Origin of the sequence: Streptomyces cyaneus (genome assembly GCF_004028635.1) — a bacterium.
Lineage (GTDB): Bacteria > Actinomycetota > Actinomycetes > Streptomycetales > Streptomycetaceae > Streptomyces > Streptomyces cyaneus.
In genome coordinates this window covers 111,343-123,096 of sequence record NZ_RQJW01000008.1, presented here as the reverse complement: position 1 = coordinate 123,096, position 11,754 = coordinate 111,343, and the positions used below count along the sequence as shown (strand labels likewise).

Annotated in this window: 14 protein-coding genes and 1 pseudogene; 3 read left to right on the top strand and 12 right to left on the bottom strand. The window is 68.3% G+C overall.

Annotated features, from left to right (window positions below; translation table 11 throughout):
- Positions 1–27 precede the first annotated feature (27 nt).
- From EHO50_RS28890 to EHO50_RS28855, 8 genes and pseudogenes are all read right to left on the bottom strand, one after another.
- Complete coding sequence (locus tag EHO50_RS28890) at positions 28–807, bottom strand: exodeoxyribonuclease III (protein WP_128434151.1); 780 nt, start codon at positions 805–807, stop codon at positions 28–30.
- A gap of 56 nt (positions 808–863) precedes the next feature.
- The gene (locus EHO50_RS28885; RefSeq protein WP_128434150.1) at positions 864–1,499 is read right to left on the bottom strand and encodes an MBL fold metallo-hydrolase; all 636 of its coding nucleotides are present in this window, start codon (positions 1,497–1,499) and stop codon (positions 864–866) included.
- 91 nt (positions 1,500–1,590) lie between these two features.
- On the bottom strand, positions 1,591–2,889 hold the full coding sequence (pcaDC, locus tag EHO50_RS28880) for a bifunctional 3-oxoadipate enol-lactonase/4-carboxymuconolactone decarboxylase PcaDC (protein ID WP_128434149.1): 1,299 nt from the start codon (positions 2,887–2,889) through the stop codon (positions 1,591–1,593).
- 32 nt (positions 2,890–2,921) lie between these two features.
- Positions 2,922–3,221: pseudogene (locus tag EHO50_RS28875) on the bottom strand (transposase); the annotation flags it as partial.
- A 525-nt stretch (positions 3,222–3,746) separates the two neighbouring features.
- The gene (locus tag EHO50_RS28870) at positions 3,747–4,013 is read right to left on the bottom strand and encodes a DUF4235 domain-containing protein (protein ID WP_128434148.1); all 267 of its coding nucleotides are present in this window, start codon (positions 4,011–4,013) and stop codon (positions 3,747–3,749) included.
- Positions 4,010–4,480 (bottom strand): DUF3618 domain-containing protein, encoded by a 471-nt coding sequence (locus EHO50_RS28865; protein WP_128434147.1) that lies wholly within the window; start codon positions 4,478–4,480, stop codon positions 4,010–4,012. The genes EHO50_RS28870 and EHO50_RS28865 overlap by 4 nt, the downstream gene beginning before the upstream one ends.
- Entirely contained in the window at positions 4,477–4,896 is a 420-nt protein-coding gene (locus EHO50_RS28860) for a phage holin family protein (RefSeq protein ID WP_128434146.1), read from the bottom strand. The genes EHO50_RS28865 and EHO50_RS28860 overlap by 4 nt, the downstream gene beginning before the upstream one ends.
- 74 nt (positions 4,897–4,970) lie before the next feature.
- Positions 4,971–5,315, bottom strand: a complete 345-nt coding sequence (locus tag EHO50_RS28855) for a phosphatase PAP2 family protein (protein ID WP_246101529.1) — start codon at positions 5,313–5,315, stop codon at positions 4,971–4,973.
- A 139-nt stretch (positions 5,316–5,454) separates the two neighbouring features.
- Here EHO50_RS28855 and EHO50_RS28850 point away from each other — a divergent pair, with 139 nt between their 5' ends.
- Positions 5,455–6,318, top strand: a complete 864-nt coding sequence (locus EHO50_RS28850; protein ID WP_128434144.1) for a YhjD/YihY/BrkB family envelope integrity protein — start codon at positions 5,455–5,457, stop codon at positions 6,316–6,318.
- An 829-nt stretch (positions 6,319–7,147) separates the two neighbouring features.
- Here the strand turns inward: EHO50_RS28850 and EHO50_RS28845 are convergent.
- Positions 7,148–7,624, bottom strand: a complete 477-nt coding sequence (locus EHO50_RS28845) for a hypothetical protein (protein ID WP_128434143.1) — start codon at positions 7,622–7,624, stop codon at positions 7,148–7,150.
- A gap of 159 nt (positions 7,625–7,783) precedes the next feature.
- Here EHO50_RS28845 and EHO50_RS28840 point away from each other — a divergent pair, with 159 nt between their 5' ends.
- Positions 7,784–8,620: a pentapeptide repeat-containing protein gene (locus tag EHO50_RS28840; RefSeq protein WP_128434142.1), complete on the top strand. Its 837-nt coding sequence runs from the start codon at positions 7,784–7,786 to the stop codon at positions 8,618–8,620.
- 713 nt (positions 8,621–9,333) lie between these two features.
- On the opposite strand, the gene EHO50_RS28835 is transcribed toward EHO50_RS28840, so the two are convergent.
- A complete protein-coding gene (locus EHO50_RS28835; RefSeq protein ID WP_128434141.1) occupies positions 9,334–9,714 on the bottom strand; it encodes a DUF3662 domain-containing protein in 381 nt (126 codons plus the stop codon).
- A gap of 418 nt (positions 9,715–10,132) precedes the next feature.
- Between EHO50_RS28835 and EHO50_RS28830 the strand changes: the two genes are divergently transcribed.
- Entirely contained in the window at positions 10,133–10,609 is a 477-nt protein-coding gene (locus EHO50_RS28830; protein ID WP_128434140.1) for an STAS domain-containing protein, read from the top strand.
- Between the two features lie 44 nt (positions 10,610–10,653).
- Here the strand turns inward: EHO50_RS28830 and EHO50_RS28825 are convergent, their stop codons facing one another.
- Together EHO50_RS28825 and EHO50_RS28820 are read right to left on the bottom strand one after the other, a co-directional pair.
- Entirely contained in the window at positions 10,654–11,046 is a 393-nt protein-coding gene (locus EHO50_RS28825; protein ID WP_128434139.1) for a DUF2267 domain-containing protein, read from the bottom strand.
- A 78-nt stretch (positions 11,047–11,124) separates the two neighbouring features.
- Entirely contained in the window at positions 11,125–11,595 is a 471-nt protein-coding gene (locus EHO50_RS28820) for a hemerythrin domain-containing protein (RefSeq protein WP_246101527.1), read from the bottom strand.
- Between the last annotated feature and the right edge of the window lie 159 nt (positions 11,596–11,754).

Sequence of the window (11,754 nt, the reverse complement as noted above, 5' to 3'; positions counted from 1 at the left end):
GGTTGGCCGTATCGCTCGACCGGCGCCCTACACGTCCAGGTCCACCACGACCGGCGCGTGGTCCGACGCGCCCTTGCCCTTGCGCTCCTCGCGGTCCACGTAGGAGTCGGTGACCGCCTTGGCGAACGGCTCGTTGCCGTACACCAGGTCGATGCGCATGCCGCGGTTCTTGGGGAAGCAGAGCTGGCGGTAGTCCCAGTAGGTGTACGGGTGGTCGTACTTGAGGGGGCGGGGGACGACGTCGGACAGGCCGGCCTCGCGCAGGGAGGCGAGGGCGGCGCGCTCGGCGGGGGTGACGTGGGTGAGGCCCTCGAATGCGGCCACGTCGTAGACGTCGTCGTCCGTCGGCGCCACGTTGTAGTCGCCCATCACCGCAAACGGGCGGCTGCCGCCCGCGTCACCGGCGACGGCCGCCTTGAGGGCCTCGAACCACTGCAGCTTGTAGGCGTAGTGAGGGTGGTCCACCTCACGGCCGTTCGGCACGTACACCGACCAGACGCGGACCGGGCCGCAGGTCGCGGAGATGGCGCGGGGCTCCTCGACACCGTCGTAGCCGGGGTCGCCGGGGACGCCCTTGACGACCTCCTTGAGGCCTACGCGGGAGAGCACCGCCACGCCGTTCCACCGGCCGGTGGCGTTGACCGCCGCCTCGTAGCCGAGGTCGCGCAGCGGGTCGAACGGGAACTGCTCCTCGGCGACCTTGGCCTCCTGGAGGCACAGCACGTCGGTGCCGCTGCTCTCCAGCCAGGCCAGCAGCCTCGGCAGGCGGGCGGTGATCGAGTTCACGTTCCAGGTCGCAATGCGCATGCCTGACAACCTACCGGGCGGGACTGACAACCCCGCCCCGCCCGGGGTGGGGCCGCTCACACCTCCGCCGAGTCCCCCGGCGTCAGACGCAGGTGCTCCGAGCCGCCCAGGCCGCCGATCTGACGGTCGTAGATCGGACGGGCCAGGTCGGTGAGCAGGGCGTCGTGGATGTCGTAGGCGCGCTGCGGCTTGACCTCGCGGACGTAGTCGATGACCTCGGAGATCTTGCTCCAGGGCGCCATGACCGGGAGCATCAGCGTCTCGACCGGGTGGTCGGGAACCGTGAGGGCGTCGCCGGGATGGAACACCTTCCCGCCGTCGATGAGGTAGCCGACGTTCGTGATGCGCGGGATGTCCGGGTGGATGACGGCGTGCAGTTCGCCGTGGACCTGGACGTCGAAGCCGGCGGCGGTGAAGGTGTCGCCGTGGCCGACGGTGTGCACGCGGCCCGGGAACGCCGCCGAGATCTGCTCCGCCACGGACGCCAGCGTCCAGATCTCGGCGGCGGGGTTGGCGTCCATGGCCGCGCGCAGGTGCGCCTCGTCGAAGTGGTCGGGGTGCTCGTGCGTGACGAGGATCGCATCCGCGCCGGCCGCGGCGTCCTCCTCGCTGAATCCTCCGGGGTCGAGAACGAGCGTGCGCCCGCCCTTCTCGAGGCGGACGCAGGCGTGCGACTTCTTCGTGAGCTTCATGGCACCATCCTGCCCCCGCAGCCCGGTCGAAGGGCGGCTCAAAGTGGTGCTTCCGGTGCCTGGCTGACGATCACTCCGTGGGAACTGACGATCACTCCGTGGGAGTGGTCTCCTCCCTTATCACCTGCTGCGCCACCTTGAACGCGCTGTTCGCCGCCGGTACGCCGCAGTAGACGGCCGCCTGGAGCAGCACTTCCTTGATCTCGTTCGGGGTGAGGCCGTTGCGCAGGGCTGCGCGGGTGTGGAAGGCGAGTTCGTCCAGGTGGCCGCCCGCGACCAGGGCGGTGAGGGTGACACAGCTGCGGGAGCGGCGGTCCAGGCCGGGTCTGTCCCAGATCTCGCCCCACGCGTACCGGGTGATGAACTCCTGGAAGTCCCCCGAGAACTCGTCCGCCTGCGCCAGCGCCCGGTCGACGTGCGCATCGCCGAGGACCTCGCGGCGGACCTTGATCCCGGCGTCGTACGGGTCCGGCCGTCCCATCGTCTGCGGCGGTACGACGGCCGGCGCGATCTCGGCGATCGGCGCGGGCTGCGGGGGCGCGGCGGCCAGGACCGGCTTGGCGGGGGCGGCGACGATGGCCATCTGGCCGGTGGTGGAGTCGTAGGCGGGCTGCCAGGCGGTGGAGAAGTGCCGGACCAGCAGATCGGTGACGGCGGCGGGCTGCTCGACCGGCACCAGGTGGGAGGCGCCGGGGACGACGGCCAGGCGCGCGTCCGGTATGCCGGCGACCAGAGTGCGGGCCTCGGCGGGGCCGGTGACCTGATCGTCCGAGCCGACGAGGACGAGGGTGGGCACGGCGACGCCGGAGAGCTGCGACCGTACGTCGAAGGAGGCGAGTGCCTCGCAGGCGGCGATGTAGCAGCCGGGGTCGGTGGTGCGCACCATCTGCACGGCCCACTCGGTGATCGCGGGCTGGGCGGCGGCGAAGCCGGTGGTGAACCAGCGGTCGGGCGAGGTGCGGGCGATGGGGTCGAGGCCGTTCGTACGCACGATCACACCTCGCTGCCGGAACTCGTCGGCCGTGCCGAAGCGGGGCGAGGCGGCGATCAGGGCGAGCGAGGCGATGCGCTCCGGGTGGCGCAGGGCGAGTTCGATGCCGAGGGCGCCGCCGAGCGCGCAGCCGGCGTAGCCGAAGCGGTGCACGCCGAGGCCGTCGAGGGTGGCGAGCAGCCGTTCCGCGAGGTCGGCGACGGAGCCCGCCGGGTACGCGGGCGCACCGCCGTGTCCCGGCAGGTCGAACCGGAAGACGCGCCATTGCTGCGTCAGCTCGGGGACCTGCCGGTCCCACATGTGCCATGTGGTACCCAGTGAGGGACCGAGGATCAGGACCGGGGCGTCTTCTGGCCCGTCAAAGCGGTATTGCAGGGTGTTCATCGGTGTCTCACTCACCCGCCCGACCCTCTCATCTGTCACGACAGCCCCTATGAGCGGGGTGCTGGCTGCAGCTGTTTTACCAGGTGGAAGACCTCCCGGGCCGCGTAGCGTTTGAGGCAGCGGACGATTTCGCGCCGGGTCTTGCCCTCCTTGATCCGGCGCTCGTAGTAGTCCTGAGTGCGCGGGTCGACCCGCAGCCGGGTGAACACGATGCGATGGAGCGCGGCATTTGCCTGCCGGTCGCCACCACGGTTGAGGCGACGGTACTGCCGGCGTCCCGAGGAGCGCTCGACGGGACTGACCCCGCACAGGGCGGCGAAGGACGCCTCACTGTCCAGGCGTTCCGGCGGTGCCCGGGAACTCGCCGGTGGCAAGCGCCGTCCCCCATCACGGAGAGCACCGCAGCCGCATGCGCATCCCGGTGCGTGTCCACTCCCAAAACCACCTCACCCGCGGAGCGGGGACGGCGAGTCTTTGGAGTAGTCGACGCATTGGACACAGCCGAATTGGGCATGTCCATTCCCCTTCCGATCCGATGACGTGTCGCGTTGTCGGCACCGGGCCGCGTCGGGCGGTCAGAATCGTGAGGACGCCACAACGATCGGACACGGACTGGCGCCGGGACGGCCGCGGCAGCGTCGTCGGAGGGTGTTTGCACGCCCCGACGGTAAGCGGTTCTCGTACGCGCAGGGCCCCGAGCCTGAGTGCTCGGGGGCCTTGACGTGTTTGTGGGTGGTTCACAGGGTCGGGCGCGGCAGCTCCCTCGAAATGGCGCGCAGGAGAGCCTCACCGCTTAGTGCTTGCGGAGGGCGTCGTGCCAGCAATCACCGTCGACGTCCGCCCGGGTCGGGGGGCGGACGCCGACGTCAGGGTCATCCAGGCCAGGTGCCGGTCAGGCGGCGGGTGGCGGTGGCGCCGCCGCGGTCGACGGCGGCTTTGACGCCGGCGAAGATCGCGCCCTGCAGGACGGCTGCCGAGACCACTTCGCGCCAGGTGCGGTGCTCGTCGGTGGCGTCGGGGGCGTCCTCCTCGTGCCCGAGCTGCTTCCAGACCTGCTTGAACACCGCGCCGGCCAGGACCCCACTGACGGCTCCCATGGCCAGGCCGACCGGCTTGTACGCGATCTTCGAGGCTTTCATCGATGCCTCCTGGCACGGCGGATGAACAGCAGCGCGATGAGCGCGCCGACGGCGGCGAGCAGCGGCGTGCGGTTGGCCCGCGCCGCCTGCATGCCCTGGCCGGCCTTCTCACGGACCGGTTCCGGTGCCTTGTCCCGGGCCAGCTCTGCGACGTGCACGGCCTTGTCCCGGACCTGCTCGGTAGCCGCGGCGGCCTTGGCACGCACCGGTTCCGGAGCCCTGTCCTGCACGGCGTGAGCGGCGTGCGTCGCCTTGTCCTTAAGTTGGGCTTTGGCCTGGGTGGTCTTCTCGCTGACCTGCTGCTTGACGGCCGCTGTCTTCTCCTGGGCGCGGGTCTTGACGTCGGTCTTCGCCGCGAGTGCCTCCACGGTCTCGCCGAGTTCCTCACGGGTCGCCTCGACCTGTTCCCGCAGTTCCTCTGGAGAAGGTGTGGCCTCATCGCCTGTCTGCGGCTTGTCGTGCGTCATCGCTGTGCCCTCTCCTTGATCTCGCCCACATCGGCCTTGACGCTGTCCATGGTCTGCTCGGGTGTCGGTGGGGATGCCTTGCTGATCTGCTGCTTGCCAAGCGCAGCCATCAGTGCGGTGATGGCGGCCAGGACGCCGGTGACGATCAGAGCCGCCACCCACACGTCCATGGCGAGCGACAGCGCGGCGATCACGGTGGCCACCAGTGCCTGCAGGGTGAGCACGCCCACCAGGCCGGCGCCGCCGAACAGGCCACCGCCCTTGCCGAACCGCTTGCCCTTCTCGGTCATCTCCGCCTGCGCCAGGCGCATCTCGTCGCGGACCAGCTGCGACAACTGCTGCGAGGCGCGCTGGACCAGGTCGCCCACCGGTGCCTGCGCTCCGGCATCGGTGCGGTGGGAGCTGTCTGCTGTCATGGCTGCTCACCTGCCCTTCGTCAACTTGCTCCGGTCGGCTGTCCGGGTACCCCGCATCAGCGCCTCACCCGCGGTCAGAACGCACATCGCCGCAGCAGATGCGGTGCGCCCCGTATCAGGGCGGCTGCGGCCAGCCCGATCACGCCGCCGGCGGCCACGTCGGAGGGGAAGTGGGCACCGCTGTGCACCCGCTCCGCGGCCACCAGCACCGCCGACACCCCACAGGCGGCACCGGCGGCCGGCCACACCGGCGCGACAGCACCCGCGAAAGCGAAGGCAGCGGCGGTGTGCCCAGAGGGGAAGGAGGAGCTGTCCGGGCGCTCCTGAAGTTCCTCCGGCGGGACCCATTCCTGTGGTGGGCGGCGGCGCCGGTACAGCGGCTTGACGACCGCGTTTGACAGCCCCTGGGCCGTCGCCATGGCCGCAACCCCCGCAGCGGCGGCCGCACGACCGCGCCACCCACCGAACGCGACCATCGCTGCGGCCGATCGGCGGGGGGACACCCGTTCGGGGGCAAGCGCGTCGGGTCACGCCCGGCGGACGGGTAGTCGACGGCACATGCCCTTCAGATTCGGTGCGCCGGAAGACGACCACGCCGCGCACCACGGCCATTGGTTCGCTCGGCTCCATCGGTGGGTGCTCAGCTCGTGGATCGGGGTCGTCTGGAACCGGGGGCGCGAGATGGAGCTGATGCACCGTGCCATGGGCTTCGCGGCGCTGAGCTTCCTCACGCTGCTGCCGTTGTTGGTCGTCGTCGCGGCCGCCGACCTCGCGAGAGGTCAGGGCTTCGCCAGGTGGCTGGTCCAGGGCCTCGGTGTGTCGGAGGTGTCACAGGAGGAGGTCGAGCGGATGTTCGGCCGGCCGGGGCAGGCCCTGCAACGCACCACGGCGCTCGGACTCGCCGCGCTGGCCGCGTTCGGCGTGACCTTCGGCGCGGCCGTACAGACCGGGTACGAGCGGGTGTGGGACCTGCCGACGGCGCGCTGGCACACGATGTGGCGCCATGTCGTCTGGCTGGCCGTACTGACCGGCTCCCTGCTGCTGTTCTTCGCCGCGCCCACCCCCGAGGAGGCATCCGCTCTGAAGACGGTGCTGGTCGCCGGGGTCGATGTGGTCGGCGCGTTCGTCTTCTTCTGGTGGTCGCAGCGGCTGCTGCTCTGCGGCCGCATCCGCTGGCGGGCGCTCGTGCCGGGGGCCGCGGCGACGGCGCTGGGGCTCCTCGAGCTGCGGGTCTTCTCCCAGCACGTCTTCTCGCCGCTGATCGCGTCGAACACGGTGACGTACGGTCCGTTCGGGACCGTCCTGGTTCTGCAGTCCTGGCTGGTCGGCGTGGGCTTCGTGGTGTACGGAGGAGCTCTGGTCGGCCGGCTCTTCCACGAGCGTCTGGAACGGCGCCGGCTCACCGTGCCAGGCGAACGGTGACACCAAGCGGAGCTTGGTGAGTATGTCCCGCTACTTCAAGTGCGCGAACGCGTTGGACCTCAATCCGAGTCCCCTGTCTTGGTCCCCTTGGCCGCATGGGTCAGCAGCAGTACCGGCCAGCAGCAGGAAGGCGGCCTCCTCATCGCCGTCGGCGGTCTGTTCCAGGGCGAGGTGGTGCCGTTGAAGGTGAGGCGGTCGACTACATCCGCACACATGAGCGGGTCCGTGAGTCCACTTTTGGGCCGCGCGCCAGGTCGGTCGGGCGAAGAACCCGAACGCACTGTTGGGGTTGCACAGGGAGGAGTGGATGATGCTGGTGGTCGCTGCCTGAGCGGCGGTGGCGCCGTAGCCGACACCGAAGTCGGCCATCAGCGTGTTGACGGTCCAGCCTGCTGCCGCTGTGGCAGTAGCGGATGCCAGACCGCCGGCTATGTCGACTGTCAATTTGCTGGCGCCTGCCTCTTTGGCTGCTTCCCTCGCGCAATGGCCTGCGACGATCCCGGCGATCGTGCCGACGAAGCTGGAGAACGGGGGTGCTCTGACCGAACATGATTGTGATGCACGTCATGCTGCGCACCTCGGTGTCGCGATGGTCACGCCGGATCACCGCGTACAGCTCGATCTTCGACATCGCTGCTGCCTGGCAAGAGACCCGATGTCGCCCAAACTCCTCAACACCGCCCGCCCGTGGAACAAGAGTGCCTCCCAAACTCATCGACACCTGACGTCGCTACTGGGACCATGCACAAATTTCCGTGAGGACGATCAACGGGGTTCGGTCTCGGTGACGCATCGTCATCTGGGACCGCAGTCGACTTTCAGGACGGGGTTATCGGAGCGGTCCTTGCTCGTCAATGAACACGGTGGGCGTGGACAGGAACACATCGGCGTTCACCGGACCGTAGGCGATGTTGAACGTGTCCAGCCAGTACGACCAGTCCCGGATCCCCAGGGCACTGCTGAAGCGGTAGTTGAGCTGCCAGCGCACCCACTGGCCGGGGGCGAGCCGCACTGCCGGGGGCCGTCGTGGCCGGGGCGGCAGGGCAAACAAGGGCTGGACTCGGGGGAAGACCCGCAGTCGTCCGTCGGCTTCCCGGAGCTGGACATCGACTTTGCCGCTGTCTTCCTGGGCGTCGTAGGGCTCGAAGCCGTCACGCTCATGCATGCGAATCACGTGTGCGGAGGTGGTGGTCTCGGCAGGCGGGAGAGCAAAGCCGATCGGGGCCGCGTTCCTGCGCGAGGCACCCTCCCCTCCCCGAGACTCCTTCGTCCAGGACGTCCGTATCCACTGGACGGTGATCTCCATGGCGTACTCCCGCCGAGTCGTCGAGGGAATCACCTTACGCGCCTCTCAGAAATCGCCGCCCGCACCCTATCGGCCCCCAGCCTCCTTCTCCGGCGTAAAGGCGTCCGGGCGAGCAACTAACAAGGCTACGAGGCGATACCGAATTGGGCGACGTCGGGCGTGCAAGTCAGCAACGAGCAGTCCATCACCCAGGAAGGACAAATTACCGACCGTTATAACAATGCCGTCGGCAACCTCGCAGGCGATACCGCCGATATCCGTCTCGGTGGCATCTACGCTCTGCAGCGCATCATGAAGGACTCGGCCAAGGATCAACCGGCGGTGATCGAAGTGCTCTCGGGATACGTCAGAGTCCAAACCGACCCGGCGAAGCTGGGTAAGGAGCTTCCGCCGAAACCTGAAGCTGACGTGGGTGCAGCGCTGCAAGTGCTTCGGAACCGGGATGAGACCCGAGATGGCGACGGCCGCATAGACCTGTCCAACTCCCATCTCGCCGACGCAGATCTCTACGGGGCGGACTTGGATGTATCGGATATGAGTGGCGCGAACTTGACCGGCGCGGTCCTGACTCTCGCTGAGCTGGAGCGGGCTTCCCTGGCAGGCGCCAAGCTCATGGGTGCGAGCCTGGACCAGGCCCACATGCATGAAACAATACTTGTTGACGCCCACCTGAAGAAGGCGGACTTGAGCTACGCGGAGCTCCCCGGCGCGTACCTGCAGGAGGCAGATCTTTCCTACGCGAGTCTATATAAGGCGGAACTGGCGGGGGCAGACCTGCGTGATGCTACTCTGACGTGTGCCGATTTGAGCGGCGCCGTATTCACGGATCCTCAAAATCCCTATGCCGGTTTCCCTACCGTCACGCTGGAGCAGCTCCTCTCTGCCCGAATTGATTTCACGACGGTGCTCCCTCACGAATTTGCGGGTATTCCGGAGCTGGAAGCGAGAATGCGAGCTGTGGCCGCCGATGGGGACAACTGTTCGAAACAACAGTAGGCGTCTCCAGTCGCAATCCCCGCAAGCCTCCATATCTGCAAGCGCACGAGCAAGGGGAGCGGGACCCTGTCTGGACCCGGCAAGGGTGGTTCGCGCGATCCGCACCCGAAAGCCAGCTAGGGCCTGTCGTTTGGATCAGGTCAAGGACGCGGTGACCGACCGGGAGGATGGCCGGGAACGGCCCTACTGCGATGCGTGGAGGGGTCTGGCGATTGGTGAAGGCGCACTGCGCACCATCGGTGGGCGCGGCCTGAGTGTTGTCGATGGTCATTACGGGTTCCTCCTCAGGAGTACGCCTCGCAAGGGCAGGGGGTGGCTTGGCGGTGTCCCCCACAGGGCGACTCGTTGGCATGGGCAGGCATGCCTGGCCGGGCTGCTGGACTGCGTCGTACTGATCGGCGGGGTGACACCGGCCTCTGTTTCGCCGCGCCGGGCCACACGTGGTCCTGAGCGGCGGAGTCGGCCAGGCATCTCACGACCTCGCACCGTCCTGGCGCCCCCGGGCAGCACCGTGGAGACCATCCCACGGGGCGAAGTCGAACCGCCGGACAGGGTTCACGGCGAACACCGCCCGGAGGGCACCGTGGATCAACGTCGCTCTCGTGCATCTACACCAGCGGCGGTGTCACGTGGGACGGCACGCAGATCCGCATCCGCACCGACGCGTGGACGACCGGAAGCGGCCTACAGCATCCAGGTCGCCGGACGCCTTGTCACCTGCGAAGAGGGGAGATGCGGCTTCGGATGCGGAAGCGGCCGACACGTGTGTCATCGGCCGGTGCCAGGCGAACACCCACGGGGCCGGCAAAGGTGTATCCCTGCTCTGCTGCGTGGCGGCGGACCTGAGCCGCGAGGTGTCCTGCTACCTGGGCACTGTCGTCGGTCAGTTGTCGGTGTGATTCCGGCGGGAGTTCGATGACGAAGGCGTTGGGTACGAGGGTGCGCCGACGGTCCAGGATCAGGGCGCGGTCGTCGCACTCGCGGCGGAGTACCCCCACCACCTCGGCCTGCTTCCTCGCGCGAGGGACCAGCGACTCCCACAAGGTGTTGGACCATCGCTCCATGGTGCGTTCCAGGTCGACAAGTAATCTCATCCTGCTCCGTTGCCCTCCGGAATGCGGGGCAGACGCACCCATACGGGTATCGAGTCAGATGATGCCCTGAGGTCCCCCCCGGCTATGTGGGAGAGGTGACAGCAGGTCAGGTGGGTCTCATGTGAGGAGCCCAGACGATGCCTGTCCCGAGGAAGTACCCGCTGGAGTTTGGTGAGCGCGCGGTGCGCATGTACCGCGCCGCCGAGGATCTCGGAGTGCATCATGAGGCCCGGACAACTGGATCCGGCAGGCCGAGGCTGACGTCGGTGAGCGAGACGACCTGCTCACCTCCGAGGAGAAGGAAGAGCTCGCCCAACTGCTGCGCGAGGTGCGGGAACTGCGCCGGGCGAACGACGCCCTGTGGACGGCAGAGGGCCGATCGTGACGGTCCTCAGAACGCTGGCCGGATGGAGGTGCGATGTCCACGCAGACCCACCGCCTGACCGTCACCGAGCTTGCCAGCAGCGACGACAGCGCGGTCCTGCGGGTCAGTGGCGAACTCGACCAGACCTGCGAGGAGTTCTTTCTGCGCACGCTAGGCGCCAGCGTCGACGCCGGGCATCGCTACCTGGTGCTGGACGTGACGGCCCTCGTCTTCTGTGATTCGCGGGGGCTCAACTGCCTGCTCGCCATCCGCTGGCTGCTGGAACGCAGGAACGGCAAGATCCTTCTGTCCGGAGCTGGGCGTCACCTGACGGAGCTGCTGACGCAAACGGGCAGCACTGAGCTATTGCCCGTCCGGCCAACCGTTGGCCAGGCACTGAAGGACCTACCCGCAGCCCATCGCCCCGCCTGGCCTCCGCAGCCGCACAGTGATGGGGGACCTGACGACCCGCCACAGCCGTCGCCTTTGCCTTCACCGGGGCAAGGGACACAGGCCGACGAGGATGTCTAGCGTGACGGGGTGGCAGGGCTCCAGCCACGCAGATGCCAGCGCCTTCAGCCCGGGTCCGTGCACCCGAACAGGCCCGCGTGTCCCGGGGGCAGTTGGGTGAGGATGCGCCGCAGTAGCGCGTCATCGGCCACTTTGGTGAGCGTGGAGAGCACGGCGTCGACGGAGCGTTTGGCCTCAGCGAGGTCATCGCCGCCGCGGTCGGTTACGGCTTCGACGAATGACTCGGGTGTCAGTGGCTCATTGGCCGGCTCGGTCGCGGTCAGCAGCGGTCTGCACTGCTTGGGCAGCAGTCGGGCCAGATCGGTGCGGTCGTCCCCTACCAGGTGAGCGCCGAGGACCTCCAGCACGTTCTGGACGGCCCTGGCCGCCTGTGGCGGCCCGTCGTAGCCTGCGCGTTCCGCGACCTGAGCGAGGAAGGTGTCCAGGTTCGTGTCCATGGCGGCCCCTGTCGTGTGTCTGTTCTCTAGGCGGCGGTACTCGTTCTGTCGCTGGGGGGCGCGTTGTGAACCCGAACCTCACGCGGGCGCGTCGCCGTGAACCATGCGATGAACATTGACGACGCTGCCGCAGCGCGCCCCAAGCAGGTCGGCGCGTGTCCTGGCGAAGTCGGTTCCGAGTTCCGCCCGACTCTGCCGGCTCAGGCTTTCGCATGCCCGGTTGACGAGGGTGCGTTCTTCCTCGTCGATGTGGCGGGCGGTGACCAAGGCCAGCTGCTTCAGCCGCCAGTCCCATTGGGCGGAGCCGATCTCGCGTACCTCCAGGACGGCGAGGAGGACCTTGAGGGCCTCCCGGCGTGCTGCCTCGATGCGTTCGACAGTGTCAGTGTCCTCGAAGGGCATGAGCACGGGACGCACCGAAGTTTCCTCGGCCTCGCCGTGCGCGATCATCAGGTGTGCGAAGTCGTTCAGCGCGGCCTGGCGGTCGGCCTCGATAATCCGGGTCAGTCGGAGCAGGTCTTCCATCATCCGGTGGTCGTTGAGGATCACCTCGACGACGTCCTGGGGCGGTGTCATGAGATGCGCCTCCTCCCTGCAGTGGGGTTCGCCTCCCGTTACCCGATCCGTCGGCGAGCAATGCTCTTGCTACCCCGTTTGCGTCATATCACCAGCTCAGGCCAGCCCTAGGGCGGCGGCGTGCGGTTGCCG

Coding starts and splice junctions, on each gene's coding strand:
- EHO50_RS28890 (WP_128434151.1), bottom strand. CDS start 807: ATGCGCATTGCGACCTGGAACGTGAACTCGATCACCGCCCGCCTGCCG.
- EHO50_RS28885 (WP_128434150.1), bottom strand. CDS start 1,499: ATGAAGCTCACGAAGAAGTCGCACGCCTGCGTCCGCCTCGAGAAGGGC.
- EHO50_RS28870 (WP_128434148.1), bottom strand. CDS start 4,013: ATGAAAGCCTCGAAGATCGCGTACAAGCCGGTCGGCCTGGCCATGGGA.
- EHO50_RS28865 (WP_128434147.1), bottom strand. CDS start 4,480: ATGACGCACGACAAGCCGCAGACAGGCGATGAGGCCACACCTTCTCCA.
- EHO50_RS28860 (WP_128434146.1), bottom strand. CDS start 4,896: ATGACAGCAGACAGCTCCCACCGCACCGATGCCGGAGCGCAGGCACCG.
- EHO50_RS28855 (WP_246101529.1), bottom strand. CDS start 5,315: ATGGCGACGGCCCAGGGGCTGTCAAACGCGGTCGTCAAGCCGCTGTAC.
- EHO50_RS28850 (WP_128434144.1), top strand. CDS start 5,455: ATGCCCTTCAGATTCGGTGCGCCGGAAGACGACCACGCCGCGCACCAC.
- EHO50_RS28845 (WP_128434143.1), bottom strand. CDS start 7,624: ATGGAGATCACCGTCCAGTGGATACGGACGTCCTGGACGAAGGAGTCT.
- EHO50_RS28835 (WP_128434141.1), bottom strand. CDS start 9,714: ATGAGATTACTTGTCGACCTGGAACGCACCATGGAGCGATGGTCCAAC.
- EHO50_RS28830 (WP_128434140.1), top strand. CDS start 10,133: ATGTCCACGCAGACCCACCGCCTGACCGTCACCGAGCTTGCCAGCAGC.
- EHO50_RS28825 (WP_128434139.1), bottom strand. CDS start 11,046: ATGGACACGAACCTGGACACCTTCCTCGCTCAGGTCGCGGAACGCGCA.